Source organism: Paenibacillus sp. YYML68 (assembly GCF_027923405.1).
GTDB lineage: Bacteria > Bacillota > Bacilli > Paenibacillales > NBRC-103111 > Paenibacillus_G.
In genome coordinates, this window is sequence record NZ_BQYI01000001.1 from 1715776 (window position 1) to 1733522 (window position 17747).

The 17747-nt window shown below is 51.9% G+C and carries 17 protein-coding genes; all 17 read left to right on the plus strand.

Translation table 11 applies throughout. The annotated features are described in order from the left end of the window. Positions 1–11 precede the first annotated feature (11 nt). The gene (locus tag PAE68_RS07680; RefSeq protein ID WP_281885688.1) at positions 12–3113 is read left to right on the plus strand and encodes a phage tail family protein; all 3102 of its coding nucleotides are present in this window, start codon (positions 12–14) and stop codon (positions 3111–3113) included. Beyond that, positions 3110–3793, plus strand: a complete 684-nt coding sequence (locus PAE68_RS07685; protein WP_281885690.1) for a LysM peptidoglycan-binding domain-containing protein — start codon at positions 3110–3112, stop codon at positions 3791–3793. Before PAE68_RS07680 ends, PAE68_RS07685 begins: the two co-directional genes overlap by 4 nt. Beyond that, entirely contained in the window at positions 3786–4754 is a 969-nt protein-coding gene (locus PAE68_RS07690; RefSeq protein ID WP_281885692.1) for an XkdQ/YqbQ family protein, read from the plus strand. Before PAE68_RS07685 ends, PAE68_RS07690 begins: the two co-directional genes overlap by 8 nt. Continuing rightward, positions 4754–5119 carry a DUF2577 domain-containing protein gene (locus tag PAE68_RS07695; protein ID WP_281885694.1) on the plus strand — a complete coding sequence of 122 codons (366 nt, stop codon included), beginning with the start codon at positions 4754–4756 and terminating at the stop codon, positions 5117–5119. Before PAE68_RS07690 ends, PAE68_RS07695 begins: the two co-directional genes overlap by 1 nt. Then, positions 5116–5529, plus strand: coding sequence for a DUF2634 domain-containing protein (locus PAE68_RS07700; protein WP_281885696.1), 414 nt, complete (start codon positions 5116–5118; stop codon positions 5527–5529). The genes PAE68_RS07695 and PAE68_RS07700 overlap by 4 nt, the downstream gene beginning before the upstream one ends. Next, entirely contained in the window at positions 5522–6607 is a 1086-nt protein-coding gene (locus tag PAE68_RS07705; protein WP_281885698.1) for a baseplate J/gp47 family protein, read from the plus strand. Before PAE68_RS07700 ends, PAE68_RS07705 begins: the two co-directional genes overlap by 8 nt. Beyond that, a complete protein-coding gene (locus tag PAE68_RS07710) occupies positions 6597–7430 on the plus strand; it encodes a putative phage tail protein (RefSeq protein WP_281885700.1) in 834 nt (277 codons plus the stop codon). The genes PAE68_RS07705 and PAE68_RS07710 overlap by 11 nt, the downstream gene beginning before the upstream one ends. Further along, positions 7430–7726, plus strand: coding sequence for a hypothetical protein (locus tag PAE68_RS07715; RefSeq protein ID WP_281885703.1), 297 nt, complete (start codon positions 7430–7432; stop codon positions 7724–7726). The genes PAE68_RS07710 and PAE68_RS07715 overlap by 1 nt, the downstream gene beginning before the upstream one ends. 16 nt (positions 7727–7742) lie before the next feature. Continuing rightward, positions 7743–11504, plus strand: a complete 3762-nt coding sequence (locus PAE68_RS07720; RefSeq protein ID WP_281885704.1) for a LamG-like jellyroll fold domain-containing protein — start codon at positions 7743–7745, stop codon at positions 11502–11504. A 14-nt stretch (positions 11505–11518) separates the two neighbouring features. Then, complete coding sequence (locus PAE68_RS07725; protein WP_281885706.1) at positions 11519–12322, plus strand: hypothetical protein; 804 nt, start codon at positions 11519–11521, stop codon at positions 12320–12322. 61 nt (positions 12323–12383) lie between these two features. Next, positions 12384–12677, plus strand: coding sequence for a hypothetical protein (locus PAE68_RS07730; RefSeq protein WP_281885708.1), 294 nt, complete (start codon positions 12384–12386; stop codon positions 12675–12677). 5 nt (positions 12678–12682) lie between these two features. Continuing rightward, positions 12683–12997 (plus strand): hypothetical protein, encoded by a 315-nt coding sequence (locus PAE68_RS07735; protein ID WP_281885710.1) that lies wholly within the window; start codon positions 12683–12685, stop codon positions 12995–12997. Beyond that, a complete protein-coding gene (locus PAE68_RS07740; protein WP_281885712.1) occupies positions 12994–13650 on the plus strand; it encodes a glycoside hydrolase family 73 protein in 657 nt (218 codons plus the stop codon). The genes PAE68_RS07735 and PAE68_RS07740 overlap by 4 nt, the downstream gene beginning before the upstream one ends. A 131-nt stretch (positions 13651–13781) precedes the next feature. Further along, positions 13782–14708 (plus strand): DUF6731 family protein, encoded by a 927-nt coding sequence (locus PAE68_RS07745; RefSeq protein WP_281885714.1) that lies wholly within the window; start codon positions 13782–13784, stop codon positions 14706–14708. An 18-nt stretch (positions 14709–14726) separates the two neighbouring features. Further along, positions 14727–15257, plus strand: coding sequence for a hypothetical protein (locus PAE68_RS07750; protein ID WP_281885716.1), 531 nt, complete (start codon positions 14727–14729; stop codon positions 15255–15257). Between the two features lie 522 nt (positions 15258–15779). Continuing rightward, on the plus strand, positions 15780–16106 hold the full coding sequence (locus PAE68_RS07755) for a transposase (RefSeq protein ID WP_281883356.1): 327 nt from the start codon (positions 15780–15782) through the stop codon (positions 16104–16106). Positions 16107–16159: 53 nt separating this feature from the next. Continuing rightward, on the plus strand, positions 16160–17038 hold the full coding sequence (locus PAE68_RS07760) for an IS3 family transposase (protein ID WP_281883358.1): 879 nt from the start codon (positions 16160–16162) through the stop codon (positions 17036–17038). Positions 17039–17747 lie beyond the last annotated feature (709 nt).

Consider the following 17747-nt stretch of genomic DNA (forward strand, 5'->3'; position numbering starts at 1 on the left):
GCTGACGTAACATGGAAACGATTAGCGCCAGCCTAAAGCTATTCGATCACTTCTCGAACACGATGAATCGGGCGCAGCAGTCGATGCAGTCGACCTTGCAGGTGGCGGAGCGCTTGAAGCATACGTTACAATCACGCATCACGATAGACCTTGACACCGCTAGTATGGTCACTGAGATGGAGCAGGTGCGGCAGCGCGCCGCGTCGATGGGCGGACAATCGGCGATTCAGATCGTGATCGACAGCGATGGTGTCGCCCGGGAGCTCGCCGGCATCCAGAACCGTATACGCGCTGAGCTCGGGGACACGGCTGTACAGGTGGCACTGGATGCGACGTCGGCCATTCAAGCCGCGCCGCTCACGCGCAATCAGATTGCGGGCGCCATGAGCGAGATCGACGTGCCAGTCAAACTGAACGCTCCGACGATGCGCGAGCAGATGCTAGATGTGCTGCGGCACATGGATTCGATCCAAGCTCCGATCTCGATGCAACTGGACATTGCGCATGTCGACGCCTCGTTATCCACGTTGCGGACGCGGGTACAGTCTAATCCGGCTGTGCTGACGCTTACGATGGATGCTCGGGAGGTATATTCGGAGCTGGAGCAGCTGCGAGCTCGCGTCATGTCGTCAGGCGAGAGCAGCGCCTTGCACATCATACTAGATACAGCGGATATGTCTCGCAGTCTGAGCGAGGTCCAGCGGCAATTGCGAAGCTCCTTGACAGATATGGCGGTACAGCTCTCGCTTGACTCGACGCAAGCCTTGGCTCAGGCGAGCCAGCTGCGGCAGGCGCTGGATACGAGGCTCGAAGTGCCTGCGATCCAAGTGAGAGTTGACGCATCCGAGGCGACGCGTCAGCTGGAGCAGATGCGTCAGCAGCTGGCAGCAGGAGCGAGGGCCGGGGGAACGAGTGTCCTTCGCGTGCTCATCGATGCGGACGACGTGTCCCGACGATTAGCCGACATTCAACGAAGGATCAGCTCGGGTATCGCATCAGGAGCGGTTCGTGTGATGCTTGATATTCCTCACGCGGTTGCACAGGCTCGGCACATGCGGGGGCAAATCCTTGGGGAGATCGGTAACTTGCAGGCTCGCATCGAGCTGCAGCTGCCTTCATCCGTGACGAATACGTTTCGTCATCTGCAGCGACTGATGCTGCAGCTCGTCCATATCGCAAGGCGCATACAAGTGCCATCGGACGGTGCTGCCCAGCTTCAGGCGGCGCTGCAGCGTATTGCATCGCTTGAGCAGCAAATAATCGGTCTGCAGGAGCGGCTGAATAGCCGTATCGAGGAAGGCGGTCGTGAGGCCGGTGAGCTGAGTCGCACAATTCGGGATCTAGCCTCAGCTTACCTCAGTCTGCATACGGCTCAGAAGTTAACGGATCTGACCATCAACGGCGCGATGCAGCAACAGCAAATGATGGACATGTTCAAGGCACGAACCGGCGATGACGCGGTTGGCGCAGCCATGTTCCAGAAGTTCAAGAGCGAGGCTCTGAAGGCGGGTATGGACGTCAAGGAGTCGCTGCAAGGGACGCTGTCCTTCTTCTCGATGACGCAGGATACGAGCCAGCTCACGAAGCTGAACAACCTCGCCCAGCGTCTCAATGCGTTCGACAGCGCCGGGAACGGCCTCGACGGAGCGAACTTCTCTATCAAGGAAGCGATGAGCGGCGATATCGTGTCGCTGGCCGAGCGCTTCAACATGTCGAAGAACGACATTCGCGCCTTCAAGATCGATGAGCTTGGCAAAGAAGGCGACATCGACGGCTTTATCAAAGCGTTCGATAAGCTCCTCGAGAAGCAGAAGATGGGACAGGCCGCGTTCGAGAAGATGCTCGCAAGTCCGGCCAAGCAGACGGAGATTCTGAAGAACAACATGAAGTCTGCCTTCGCGGATGCCGGACAAGGAGCGGTCGCCGCGCTGCTGCCGCTCATTAAGCTGCTGAATACGGCCTTCCAGGAGGGAAGGTTCAAGCCGTTCCTCGATGCGCTCAGCGTCGGTCTGCGGTTCATCGCCATCGTCCTGACTCAAGTCGTACAAGGGGCCATGTGGTTTGCCGACGTCGTGCAGCGGCACTGGCCGATCATTGCCGGCGTTGTGACAGGCATCGGTGCGCTGTTGACGATGCAGATCATAGCCAAGCTATGGGCGATGATACCGCTCCTGTGGGCGCAAGTACCTCCACTGCTCGCACAGGCAGCTGCATGGATGGCCATTAACTGGCCGATCATGCTCATCGCCGCCGCCATCGGGATACTCATCTACGTGCTGCTGCGTTGCGGCGTGACGGCTGATCAGATTGTCGGCTTTATAGCAGGGCTGTTCACGACGCTCGGGGCAACGATCTGGAACCAGGTCGCGTTGATCTGGAACGTGTTCTCGAGCTTTGCCGAGTTTCTGATCAATCTGTTCATCGATCCGACGTATGCGGTGCAGAAGCTGTTCTATGACCTGATGCAGACGTTCGGCGGTTACATGTATAACATGCAGCGGAGCGCTGAAGACTTCGCGGGAGACTTCATGAAGGTCATTCTGAAGGGGATCAACAAGGTACTAGAGGGCTTCAACTGGCTCGTTGAAAAAGTGAACAGCATGTTCGGTACGGAGATCGGAACCGCGAAGCTCCTTGACGAGAACAACATCCACGTCGTCAGCGATGGGATGAAGAAGATGCTCGATCAGCTTCAGAAGCCGGTAAGCACGGAAGCGGTCGTATCCATTCCTCGTATGGAGCATATGAACCTGAAGTCGTCCTTCGATGTCGGGTACAAGGCAGGAGCAGACTTCGTGAACGGTCTCTCCTTCGAGCTGCCCGGTGCAGACATGAGCGTGCTCGATAAGTGGAATCAGGATCTGAATATTAATCGGGTCCATGAAGTCGGTAAAATCGGCGACGCTGTCGACATCTCCAGCGAAGATCTGAAGGTGATGCGGGATCTGGCCGAGATGAAGTCGATCCAGAACTTCGTTACGCTGACACCGACGGTGCAAGTACAGACCGGAGACATTCGTATGGATTCCGACATTGATGAGATCGTCGACCGCATCGAGCAGCGGCTCGTCGAACAGATCGCGTCTTCTGCGGAAGGGGTGTATGGGCTGTGAGTGAATACGGCATCTACTTGAGCTGGAACAACCAGGAGGAGGGGTTCCGGATCCCGGTCAACCCGGAATCCCTCGAGATGAAGGACAGCGGTGGGGATAACAAGACATATGCGGTGTCTGGCGGTGAGATCTCGGTCATCAAGGATCCGAAGCTGACAGAGATCGGCTTCTCAAGCGAATTCCCCGCGCAGCAGTATCCGTTCGTCGTGGGCAACCTACTCGCAGAGCCGATGTACTATGTGGACTTGATCCGCAAATGGATGCGGACGCGCATGCCGATCCGGTTCGTTTTCACCGGCTCATCGTTCGATTTGAACTTACCCGTAAGCATCGAGCGATTCGAATGGAAGGAGGCGGCCGGTAGTCCGGGGGATATTGAATACACGCTACATCTGAAGAAGTACGTCTTCTTCGCCGCGAAGCGTGTTTCGGTGGCCGCGACGGGACAGGGCGCTCCGCAGCTCGTCGCCGAAGCACCGTCTCGTCCCAGCGAGCGAGTACCGCCGAAGACGTACACGATCGCCGACGGCGATACGCTGTGGCTCATCGCCAAGAAGCTGCTCGGGGACGGCGCCAGATTCAAGGAGCTACAGTCCTTGAATGGAATTACAGATGCGCAGATGCGAGCTTTACCCGTCGGAATGGAGCTCCGGATGCCGGAGGGGAAAGGGTATGCTTGAGGTACTTATCGATAACAAGAATGGGAACGTGTGGGACATCTCCTCGATCGTGAGTAAAGTGACGTGGAAGTCATCACGGATCGGCAAAGCCTCGAACGCGACGATCAGCTTCGTGAAGGGCGGTCTGTATGAATCCAAGTCGTTTCAATACGGGCCTGGCGACATCATTCGGATCCGTCTCGGGGACCGGAACGTGTTCTATGGTTATTTGTTCACCATAAGCGGTGGGAAGACGGATATCGTGCAGCTGACCGCTTACGACCAGCTGCGGTATCTTCTTGCGAGCGATACCTATGTGTTCAAGAACGTGACGGCCACGGAGGTCATTCGGCGGATCGCAGGAGACTTCAGCTTGAAGCTGGGAGAGCTAGCCGACACCGTGTATCGAATCCCGACGATGGTAGAGGACGGCAAGAAGCTGCTCGACATCATCTGCACAGCGCTCGATCGGACTCTCATGGCCACGGGCAAGCACTACGTCTTCTATGACCAGTCCGGATCGCTGATGCTGCGGGACGTACTGAACCTGCGTGTTGATGTTGCGGTTGGTGATGGCAGCCTCATGCACGATTATGACTACACAACGTCGATCGATAGTGAGACGTACAACCGCATCAAGCTCGTTCGCGACAACAAGGAGACGAAGAAGCGCGAGGTATACATCGCCCAGGACAGCGCGACGATCGCGAAGTGGGGTCGCTTGCAGTTTTATCAGAAGGTCGATGATGGATACACCGATGCGCAGTTGAAGGAGCTGCTGGATAATCTGCTACAGCTTAAGAACCGTGAGCGCAAGTCGCTGCGCGTGGAAGCGATCGGGGATATCTCGATTCGCGCAGGCTGCATGGTCCCGATCATGATCGAGGAGCGGGGAATTCATCAGTATTTCCTGGTCGATGAATGTACGCATCTGTTCGAAGGAGCTGATCATACGATGACACTCGAATTGAAGGTGATTTGATGCTGCTAGATGTCATTAAGCAGGCAAGTAAAGCTGGGGTAGAGGCAGGCAATCCGGTTGCCCTGGTCCTTGGCACCGTGACTAACGAGAAGCCGCTAGAGATTACGGTCGATCAGCGATTCACACTGACGGAAGAGTTCCTTCTCGTGCTTGAGCATCTGACGCCATACGAGGTCGAGCTGCAGCATACACACACTTATGTCGATCAGACTGGCAATGGGAGCACCTCGAGCACAACAGCGGAAGCGCTCAAGGAGAAGCTAGTCATTCGACGCGGCATGAAGTTGGGAGATCAGGTTCTTCTGCTGCGCGCGCAAGGTGGCCAGCCGTACGTCGTCATAGACCGGGTGGTGACGAGCGGATGATTCCCCAAGGAGGCACACTTGCGCAGTTACCGCTCGCAGACCCGGCAGCCCGACCGAGCCGGACGTATGCACTTGACTTCGAATCCGGACGCATCTCCGGAATGATCGACCACCTTGAGGCGGTCCGGCAGGCGGTGTTCAAGATTTTGAACACCGATCGGTATGCACATGCGATCTACAGCACGAATTATGGCCATGAGCTGCATGCGGGCCTAGTAGGAGCTGACCCTGGATTATTCCGCTCCGAGCTTATGCGCCAGCTCCGGGAGGCGTTGCTGCAGGATGATCGGATTTCCGCAGTGGAGAACATTGAGCTGATGGGGCATGGGGATGAGGTGACGGTTACGTTCACCGTCATATCTACCTATGGCAGCTTCACGATGACGAAAGGAGGGGAGGGTGGTGTATGAGCATCAGACGTATGAAGCGATCTTGCAGCGAATGCTAGGCCGTGTCCCGGACGACGTCGATAAGAGGGAAGGAAGCATCATCTACGATGCGCTGGCGCCGGCGGCCGCCGAGCTCGCTCAGGTATATATCGAGCTGGATACCGTACTGAAGCTCTCGTTCGCGGATACTTCGTCTGGCGAGTATCTGGATCGGCGTGTCAGCGAAAGCGGCGTTTACAGGGAATCAGCTACGTTTGCTAAGCGCAAGGGGCTGTTTTACGACAGTCAGAACAATCTGCTGGACATTCCGCTGGGCAGTCGCTTCGCCATTGGTCAGCTTCATTATATTGCAGAAGAGCGACTTGCGGCCGTCGGTGAATACGTCATGGTATGCGAAAGCGCGGGTACGGTCGGCAACCAGCAATTCGGTGTACTTACGCCTGTGGAATATATCGATGACCTCGTACGTGCGGAGCTGACAGACGTCCTCGTGCCTGGCGAAGATGAAGAGTCTGACGAATCGCTAAGGCAGCGATATGTAGATGCGCTGCAGGAGCAGCCGTTCGGAGGCAATGCCGCGGATTACCGGCAGAAGATTGGCGCGATCAGTGGTGTCGGCGGTGTGAAGGTGCTTCGAGCGTGGGCAGGCGGCGGAACAGTGAAGTGTATCATCATCGGCGCGGACTACAACTCGCCGACGCAATCACTGATCGATACTGTGCAGCAGAAGGTGGACCCGCTTACGAATCCGGGTGAAGGGCTGGGGCTAGCTCCGATGGGGCATATCGTGACGGTGGAAGGTACAGCAGACCATGTTGTGAACGTCACCACCACGCTGACCTTAGCGACGGGGGTTACCATCGGGCAGGTAGAGGCCGATGTGAGGGCCGTGATCGAGGCGTATCTGCTCGCGCTGCGTCAATCCTGGGAGGATGCCGAATACTTGGTCGTTCGGACGAGCCAGATCGAGGCACGTATATTGACTGTGCTCGGTATTGCTGATATATCGGGAACGATGCTGAATGGGTCATCGGCCAATGTGACGCTAGACAGTCATCGAATCCCTAAGCTCGGGACGGTGACGCTGTATGCCAGTTAACCTACAGCCATATTTACCCGAATATTACCTCGACATACGAGAGTTTCGAGAGCTGGTCCAGACGGAGAATGCCGAGCTAGACGTACTGCGGGGCGCTCTGGAGCAGCTGCTCGATGACCAGTATATTGAAACTTCGGGCGAAACGGCGATCTTAAGACGGGAGCTGATGAGCGGTATTCGTGCCGATCCTAAGGCCGAGACGCTCGGGCTGCGCAGAAGCCGTCTGCTGGCGAAGTCGCGCAGTCGAATTCCGTTCTCCACCTTGACGCTGCAAGGCATCGCTGAGGCGTATACGGGCAAGCCTGCACGTGTCGCGATTGACGCGGAAAGTCTTATCGTGACCTTTTACTTTGAGGAATCGTTCGTCACGAACGCGAGCTTCTATCAGCAAGTCGATAAGGTGATTCCATCGAACATGCAGATCGTCAAGCAGGGTTATTGGGAGGACGAGAATACGATTGAGGTTAGACGCAGCTATACGGACCTGATGTATCCGTTTCAAGCATTCGCCTCTCAGACGCTATACACGGGCACGAAATACGGCGGACCGACCATCGTAAACTTGCCTACTCCGCCGGTGTACAATAACGGAACGCTTGTGGCCAGCCAAAGTGCATATGTAACGAAGCAGCAAGCGCCGTATGCGATTACGGGGCTTATTTATGCTGGGAGCAGCGGCGTAGCGATACCGCCGATGATCGATCCGGCCGATCAAGCAGTCACTTATACGGGATCGCTGGAAGCCAGCGCGACCTACAGCGTAGTAACCAAAGCTTACAGGGCTACGGGAACAGTTAACGCAGGAACGGGGGAAGTAATCTGATGGCTATTACAGCGGCAGCACATGCAAAGATGAAAGACTGGCTGCAAGGGATGATCTCTCACGGGACGTACACGAAGGGCGGTGTTGAGACGACGATGCCGATCCATGCGATCAGCCAGGCCGGTGACGTCATTACCGTGCAGTTCTATCTGGACGATAACGTCAGCGGCACGATTACGAAATTCAAGGTGATCGATAAGGAGGGCGGCGTCTTCGACGACCAGCCGGATAGCATCGTCAAGCCCGCGCTGAACGGGCTGCTCATTACGTTCAAGTACACCCTGAAGCGGGTATGAAGGAGGCTACTCTTGCGTGCAGTATACCAAAATTAACTTTAAGGACCATATCGTCGACGGCAGCGGCAATGTCGTCCAGCAGGGCACTCCGCTGAGTGCCGGTAATCTTAACAAGATTGAGGGGCTGGCGAAAGATGCCAGCGTACAGTTATCCAGCGAGCTGGCGGCACATGCGGCGCATAGCGGGGTGCTGGACTGGGAACCTGTCGTATACCGATGGAACATAGCTGCAACAGACAAGCTGGGGCAAGTTCAGGCACCGCATCCATCTGGCGGCACCGATCGTAATAATCAGCTGGCTCTGCAGCCGTTTCACGCGATTATTAACGGTAACATCATCCTGGTTCGAGGACTTAACAATACAGCAGCTCCCTTGGGATGTAGCCTTGTAACTCTTCCCGCGCCGCCAGCTGCTGGCGAACGTGACGATCTGGTGTTTTTGGAAGCGTGGCGCGATCAAACAGCACAAGACTGGAAGGTACGAATGCGATGTATCGCTGGTGTAGACTTCATCAGCTTCAACGCGGATGGTTTCTGTTCTAGAGAGTGGAACGGCTGGGTTTCGGTCAATTACTTGAACATCATGCCACAAGGCGGAAATACGGCCCCGATCACTCCGGTTGCAGGCTTCGACAAAACGTTCCTGCCAGTCGAACGTAGAATCACTACTTTCGCTCATACCGTGCACCCGCTAGACGCAGGGATCTATGTGGCAGGCGATGGAACGGATGCGTCTAAAGGATTGCACAAAACATACGACGGTTACGTGTACGCCATTCCACTGTTCAAAGTACGGCGAAGAAACTCAGGCGGGTACAGTGTAACGAATCCCAACGGCGCACGCTCTTACTACTCTGCAACATTGGCATCGCCAGGCGGGAACTTCGCGCTGGATGAAATTCGGCAAGTTACGGTAGCCAGTACGGCTGGGCTTAGGGTCGGTGATGTTCTGGGGCGTAGTGACGCTGCCAACTTAACGATGCAGGTTATTAGCATTGACTCGGCCACAACAGTCACGTTGAAAAATACATCGGGGGCTAGTGCTTTAGGTCTTGGCCTGCCTTTTGTTCTGAAAGCAGACCGCCCTGACGGGTTATTTGCTGACATTATTGATGAACGGGACGTCACCGATCTTCGCCATAAGACGTACCTTACGGCGCCTTCGTACAGCCAGCTGCTTATAGAGGGATTGGACCAGCACCTGCGCGGCGTTATTCAGCCCGAACGACGTAAGATAATGCGGAAGAATTATGTAGGTGTACGGAAAACCCCGATTGATGGGAATCATATATTCTATGCTTCTTATGATGGAAGCCCAGTTGCAGAGATCGGTGGTCCGGCTCAACTCAGTACGATAGCTGCTCATCCTTCAGTAACTGGCGTCGGCTTCAAGGGTGACAAGTCGAAGTATTTGGATTACCCACTTACTTTGTCAGGAAACATTCTGACCATTGATTTCTGGTATTACTACCGTAAAGAAGACGAGAATGCCTATTCGCACATTGTTACTTTATTAGATGCTTCGAACGCTCAAGTTTTCACGACGTTCCTGTATGACAATAAATTTTATCATAGTCTTCTAACGGGAGCTGTGAAACCGAATAACTGGAATCATTTTAGAGTCGTACTCAATAGCGGGAGTTGCACGACCTATATTAATGGAGTTCATGTTGCTGCAGCAGTCATCACGGTCAACCTAGCCAATGTCGCCAAGCTCCGCGTTGGCAGTAGCCATGCGGGCGGGAACAATACGTTTAACGGGATCATATGCGATCTTTCCCTGAGTACAGTGGACAGGGGGGCGACATTCGCGACACTTCCCGCAGACTTTATTGCGGGCTACGCCGACATCATGCCGTCATTCAACTACCAGCGTCGCATTAACAGTGACGCATTGACATCGCAGAAATCTTCCTCCGTAGCGAAGGTGCAAAATCAAACACAGGAGCGCGGTGTAACGGTAGCGAAGGGAACAGGCGTAAATACTGCAGTATGGGAAGTTGGAGACAGGATCAAGATCCGCGGACTGGCAGGAGAGATCATTAGTGGAATCATCGATGCAGATACGGCAGCTGCGCGAATTACCGGCTACATTAGCGGGGCTGGAACGACAACCGTAGTCTTAACCTTGAATTCCGTTAACGCAATGGCTGTTGGTGATAGCTTTAACGTTGTCTTCAATTCGGGCGCCGTTTCCGGAAACATCTATACTGTAGCTTCGATTGATACTAGCAAAAATGAAGTTACTTTCAGTGTAAACACATCTGCGACGACTAGCACGACACTTTGGACGGGTGGATACATTTACGAAACGACTGCGAGCACTTCCAGCCCTTCAGTACGATCCATTATCGCAGGAGTATCGACGGCAGTGCCTGGCACTTGGACGAGCCTTGGAACAACGGAAGCTGAGTTCACCCTTGGTACGTTGCCCGCTGGCCTCGACGTGGAAGAGCTCATCATTGAATACAGCCTTAACATGCCTGCAGGTCAGGGCGGATTGTTCCAGCTCTATTCCAACATCCTTGCAGGTGAAGCAAACGGCAAAAAGCTAATCAAAGGCACCGTCGTTGTGACGGATGACTTCGCAGGCAAAGTGGCGGGTAGCACGGCAGCCAACCCTAACAGAGCATATAGCAATGTCGGAGCTGTTCTTGCTACACCATCTGCGCCCGGTGCTGAACTGAATCAAGCCGATTACGATGCGATAAAGAAAATCGATAACGCGCTTAAGCTGGTGACTACCACTGTAAACGGAGATCGAGCGCAAATGTTGATCGGGTTTGATGCGGTGCGCATTTTCGAAGATAAATACGGGAAGATACCCGGTGCATACACGACCGTCGAGAAGGCGTCATGGCTGCGAGCCAACGTAGGGAAGCTAGTATTCAAATGGACCGGATACGGATCTGGACCTGCTGGATTCGGAGCAGAGACTGCACTATGGAACGGCAGCGCATGGCAGTATCCTGCGGCAAATTCTAACTCAGCTCCTGTAACGGTGACACGCAATATATCGGCGGGTACTCTCAATCCATACATCCTGGATTCAGGCTTCACATACATCATCGCGTATGCGCCTGTATCTGATGGCGTGACAGCTTCGACCTTATATACAGATTCTGCTTCCGTCGAATATGAGATCATCGCGAGAACGGGTTACGACACCCTCGTTCCTGAGAACCCGCGTCGCGATGCTGGTAACGCTGGGGTATTGTATGTGCGACGTCAGACCCGCGAGATTGAAAGTCTCTTCCCAGGCAATGACGAAGATAACGGCATCGTGGTAATAGGGGAGTACGTTCCGACGCAGGAATATGCCAGCACGTTGACGGGCATTAAGGAGCTGCTGCAAGGGGTGCAGGGCATCGTGCTGACCGCAGGGACGAACCGGCACTATGATGCGCTGAATCAGTATGCGAATGCGATCACGCGACTTGTAGGACCCGAGAGTGATCTCAACTACAAGGTGGACCCGCAGCCGCTCATGGCCAACATCATCTATGAGAGCGCGAATAACAGCGTGTTACGCTACTGGACAGCTGATGCCCCGCATTCCTTCGGGATCGCGACCATGTTATTCGCAGATGGTCTGCCTGCTTGGGCGAGTAAAGTGGCCGAGTTCCTTAGTGCTATGCCGCGACTTGTCGAGCATAACGGTGAGATTCTACTTCGATTAGACCTGCGCAGAAGGAGCGAATTAACAACCATAGGCTTAGGGGGTTCGGCCACAGTTCGTTACTATCGACTTCCAGGCCGTCCGCTTATTAAAAAGTAAGGGAGTAGCGATCGATGGCGATAATGAACGCAGTACTTAGTCGACAGGACCATTCGTTACGAGGGCTTAATCGGCCTGCAGCAGGCCCAGGGGAATATGTCGTACAGCTCCCATATGCAATCCGGCTCGCTAAGCCTGTAACGTATATCGACGGAGAGGTCCCCAAGACGAATGACTTGGGGCAGCCGCTATATAAAGATAACGTTACGGTGGACGAGCTTGGAGCGGAAGCTTGGGATGAGGTGACCGAGCGGCAGAAGCCTGTTGCTTGGGAAGAGCGGACGACAACGTATCTTGTGGACGGCGAGAACGTAACGACGACAGCTCAGATCCCGATCGAATGGGAAGAGCGAGCACCCGTTATGGTACCTCATCAAGTAACAAGCTACGTAACGTTCGAAGAAGCTCCGGCGCTGTTCACGTACGATGAGATAGTAGCCGCGAAGATCGAAAGTATCCAGGCGGTTCATAAAGGGTTGGATCTCGTCTTCTATGATGAGGATTTCTCACTAGAACACTTCGCCGACGAGCTACAGAGCCATAAAGCGAACATGGGTGACGGGATCATGGCGCTGCATCCGGGTGGCAGCTGTAGAACGGTCAAGCTGCAGCTGGGGAAAGCGACCGACACGATCCAGCTCTATCTTGAAGCGCAACCAGCTGTCGTCGTAGCTGTAGGAGCGAAGAGCGGCGAGCCCTTCGTCGACTTTGTCGATGGGATCGCTATGCTTCCGGAGCCCGCGGATGCTGTATATGTGCTGTTCACGAACACGACGGATCGTTACCGAGATGTATATGCGTTTGGTCTATTGATTTAGTGGCAAAGCCTCCAATGCTTGGGGGCTTTCTTAATACCCTCAGAGGGGAGTGGAGTAAACAATGGAACTGCAATCGATGTTGCCCTGGATTGCTGTAGCAGGGACAGTAAGCGGTATTGTGCTGGGCTGGAAGGCGAGGTCACGCTCAGTCCAGCAGGACACAGTGGCTGAAGCCAGCAAAGACGCCGCGCTGCAGGCTGATATGGCCTACATCAAGCGCGGGGTGGACGATATGCGAGTGGAGATCAAGATGCAGGGCCAGCGCTATGAACAGCTGTCTGAGCGCGTCACGCGCGTTGAAGAGAGCACGAAGCAAGCACATTATCGCCTCAATCGAATGGATGGAAAGGAGTAATCGAGATGCAGGAAGGACAATTTTTCACTTGGGAAGCTCTCTCCGCAATGGGGGGAGCTTCGTTGCTGACGTTCTTTATCGTCCAATATTCAAAGGGATTGCTGGATCGTGTCGTTAGTAATCTGCCGACGGACATTTATGCTGTGCTCGTTGCGTACATGGTACTGCTGGCCGCGCAGCTCGCAACCGGCGCAGAGGCGTTGGACTGGCGTCTGTATGTGCTGACGTTCGCGAATTCGTTTCTCGTCGCTGCCGCGGCGGGGCAGATTCAGACGAAATCACAGCATCCGCCGGCGATGCAGAAGGAGGAGCGTCCATGAGTCGGACTGAGTTTATCGCCGTAGTCGCGCCGATCGCGGTCAAGCTGCGGAGGGAGGGATCTCCGATCTTTCCTTCCGTTCGGATCGTGCAGGCCATGCTTGAGACTGGATGCGTGCTGCACGGATGGAATAACCTTGTAGGCTTCAAGGTCGGGAGCGGGAAGCCGAATGCGTTCTGGAAGGGGCGCAGCGTGAGTACGAAGACGTGGGAAGTATACAATGGTGTCCGCGTCGATGGTGTACAAGCTCACTGGCGTGCTTATGATACGATCGAGGATTGCTTTCGGGACCAGGATCTATTGTTCCAGTGGAGTCGGTATGATCGGGTGCGCGCAGCGAAGACACCGCAGGAGCAGACGGCCATGCTACGGATGTGTGGGTATGCGACTGATCCGGTGTATGAGCGGAAGTTGAATAGTTTCATCTCCGGATACGAGCTTTCGAAATATGACTGGGAGGCTGATGAGCCTGTGTTGAATCCAGATGTAGCTAATACGATTATTAATACTTGGATTAAGACTGCGTGGCATGGGGCAGAGTCCGCAAAAGCAGGAGCGGGGCGTGAGGCGGTTGCTCAGCTGGAGGAACAGCAGAGGTATTATAATTGGTTGGCGAATGAGCTGCGAATTGCTTCAGGACAGCAACCTACATGATCCATGTTATATGGGTTCGGTATTCATTAATATTATAAAGAAAACTTTATCGGAAAATGCCGAAAATGTATGGATATTATTGATAAAAAAAATTAAAATTAGCATGTTTGTAATTTGAGAGGAGTGGTTTTGTGTATCGGAAGATAAGATTTGAGTATTATCAAGTAGTTTATAGAACTAAGGATGATACAAAGCATGACCGAGATAGGCTATTTGATTTGGTACAGTGGATGGATAAGGCTAATAAAAAGTCTCTTGAAGGAAGAACTTATAATTATCGGCAGGAGCAAGCTCGTCTTGACTCATCATATTGGGATTCCGAACTGAATTACTATTTCCTACATTTGGTTAGACTTCGCGACACAAACATCCCCTCAAAGGCTAAAGTCGATGCAATTGTAGAACCTATGGAGTTGGAGGATGATGAGTTCATTGGAGAAGAAGTATCGGCACTGTATGATGAAGATAGCCACGTGTTGATGCTACAACGAAATAAGTTCAGTTTAGGACCTGAAGGTATTGAAGAATACATGAACTTACTTTGGGATAGTGATGATGAAAAAATATATCTGAGACCTATTTGTCCACCTGATGCATTTGCACTTGCAAGGAAAGCAACTGAATATAGAAAAATAAATATTAGGTTTGCCGATATTAAGAGTGTTGATAGTAATAGACTCGGAAGGTTCCAATCCCCACTAAAGAAAATTATATCCTCGTTCAACGAATATGAGGGAATCAATGCTCAAGTAATAATTACTGTTGGAAATGTAAAAGGATCGTCACTAGATGACGATACTATTAGTGATACCTTGAATGACCTGCAGGAGAATCCACAATTCTTTTCAAAAGCCGAGATTACCAAGAGAGACTGTGACGATTCAAGGGTTGAAATCTTAGACCTATTTGAGCATAAGGCACATGATTTTGGAACCTTCCGTATGGAAAAGAGGGAATCCTTGGGCCATTATGCGATAGCGGAAGAAATGTGGCGTATATATAGTGGAAATGAAGGATGTGCAAACAGGCAAAAGGATATTAACTCATTCTTAAGATAATGTGAAAGGGGGCGAACAATGGAAAGGGTGACTAAATTTTTGGGTTGGTTCTACCCTCTCTTGCTAGCTCTACTCCTTTTGGCTCTGGCATTCAAATTTGGGTTCAATAGCAAAGTTAAATATTTTGATAAAGTGTTAGATGGTTCAATAACTTTTAGCTCGATCGTTGTTGGTTTCCTAGGGGCGTTACTTGGGATACTAATGAGTATTCGAGATAGTTTAATTGTAAAAGCAATATTTGCAACAAATGAAAAAAAGACGTTGAAGCTGTATTTTCAAGAGACTTTTATCATTGGTTTTGCAGTTGTAATATCCTCTTGTGTTATGCATGTTATTAGGGAAGATATTTCTTTATTGACTGACTGGATTTTTACGATCTGGTTATTGGTGGTCGCATGGTTTATTCCGTCCACGTATCGAATTGTAAGTATTTTAATGTCTGTTTTTTTTAGCTCTAATAATTCAAGTACAAGACCTCAAGGAAACAAGACCAATGATATTACAGCCAGAGAACAGTTGAAAAAGAATCTAACACGTTATAAAGAGTAACAGTTGATTGTCAACAGTAAAACTGACAATCGGCTAGATGTCAAATTATCTGATATCTGTTACCGCTCATATAAAATGTCGGTAGAAACCGGGATTATTCTCATTTCAGATGGCGGCCAGCCAGAAGAGTGATTGACGGAAGCAACGGGAGTACCAGCCGCCAAGTAACGTGAGAAATCAAACGGTAGGAAGTCAAGGCCGCGCAGCGTTCATTTTAGCCTTGACTTCCGACTCCTTCGATCACGCTATTTCCTTGCCCTGCAATGCTTTGCAGGGCCTGCCGCACGGCGAGAGACGGGGTGCAGGGGACTGTGTTCCCTGCGTTTCCCCGGAGGGGACGGAAGGGGCGAGTGACTCCACCTTGACTCGTGATATATCTCTCAGTTGCTTGGCAGACTGACACCACAATTCTCACGCCGTTGTCGGTGAGAAAATCACCGTCAAATCTATTTAGCCCCTAAATGAATTTGGACAGTACACCCCTTACTCCGATACAATAATATTGAGGCGGAGGGGAACGAAATGAAGAAGAAGCAGTATGATCTAGAATTTAAAAAGATGGTGGTTGCCAAGGGCAACGAAATTGGCAACATGACTGCTGTTGCAAGACAACATGAACTGGATCCGAAGATGGTGCTGCGGTGGGCTAGAGAGCTGAACCGAAAGGATCTGGATCAATTGGATGGAGCCAGCTTCAAGCAAGCGAAGTATGTGCCCACCGCAGAAGATTATGCGCAGCTGCAGAAAGAGAATGAGAAGCTGAAGAAGCTCTTTGCAGAGCAAGCTTTAGAGAGGGACATTCTCAAAGACCTGCTAAAAAAAACGAACCCACACTTGCGGATAAAATAGAGATCGCCCAGAAGTATATCCGAGAAGGCAACAACATTAGCTTTGTGCTACGTGTGCTGGAAGTAGAGCGGTCCACGTATTATGCACATGCGAACAGAAGTAAGCAGCAATCTCAAGAGACTGTCCACAGGGTCGGGCGCCCCGCACCTGGTTTATCATATACACAAGAAGGCAAGCCAATCAGTGATGAACAAATATGCGAATGGATCATGGAGTTCTTAGCCGGCGAAGGCGCAAACTACGGTTACCGCAAGCTGACCGTGCTTCTTCGAAGACGCCATCAGATGGAGATTAACAAGAAGAAGGTCTATCGCCTTTGCAAGCAAATGAACGTGCTTCGGCCGCAGCGCAAAATAACAGTAAAGCATCCGAAGCGACTTGCTAACAATCGCGAGATAACGGGCTCCAACCAGTTATGGGAAACGGATATCAAGTATGGGTGGGTCCAGGGCGAGCAACGATTTTTCTTTCTTATGAGCATCATAGACGTGTTTGATCGCGCCATCGTTTCATACCACATTGGATTGACCTGTGAAGCCAGGCATCTCGTCCAGATCACGCAGGAAGCGCTCATGAAACGCCAGCTCTTTGAAAAGGCTGAGAAGCCGGTCATACGCTCCGATAACGGTCCACAGTTCATTAGCAATCTCTTCGAAAATGCGTGTGATGAGTTTGGTGTGATCCACGAGCGTATCCCGCCTAAGACGCCGAATAAGAACGCTCACATCGAATCGTATCATTCGATAATAGAGGCGGAGTGCTACCAGCGCCATGAGTTCGAGTCTTATCCACAGGCCTATGAAGTTGTGAGTCAGTTTATACAAGACTACAATCGAATCCGCATCCATGGCAGCATCTACGACTTATCCCCATATGACTATATGGAAGCGGTGAAGCAAGGCATTGTGAAGCCTAAGCAGATTAAGGTTTAATAAATCGTTATGTCCGTTTGCAAGCTGAACCAGTGGAAAAGGCAAGCGAAGCGGTCCTTGATGCTGAGAAGGCGGATATGATAGGCTGGTCCGGCTAGCAGCCCCAAGCGACCGTAGGGAGCGCCCTAGGGGGATGCCGGCAGGGATGCCTCATCATATCCGTCGGAGGCTCAGCGTCAAGGATGCCTTTGGAGCGGCCGATGGAAAGTCGACTGAATTGATCCAATGTATATCTGAATTCGGCGAAAAACGAAGAAAGTTAAAGCAATTGTACGATTGATATCGAATAAGAGGTGCGGTGTCCATAATAAGGGTGTTTAACCGAAATTACCTGAGAGGCAACAATGTCCCGTGAAAGTGTTACGTATTGAATTAGTTTCCCTAATTAGAGAGTTCCAATTTCAGATGGCGAAAATCCTTCAGCTCATCTGGTATTGGAACTCTGTCTCCATGATTTTGAATAGACCATGGGTACCCCGTGTGGAAAACCTTTCAAACTTAGGTATTGGCCGCTATTAATCAACCTTACACGTTTGTTAATATCTTTATACTTAGTTTCGTTACCATGGTCTGAATTAAATCATTCTATTTGCTGCAAATCGCCTGCCACTTTCGTAAAGAGAGGGGTGTTATTATCAGGCCCACGTTGTATTTTCGTGGCAGAGTCTACTCCATCATACGTGACTCTTTTATTTTATTAATTCCAAAT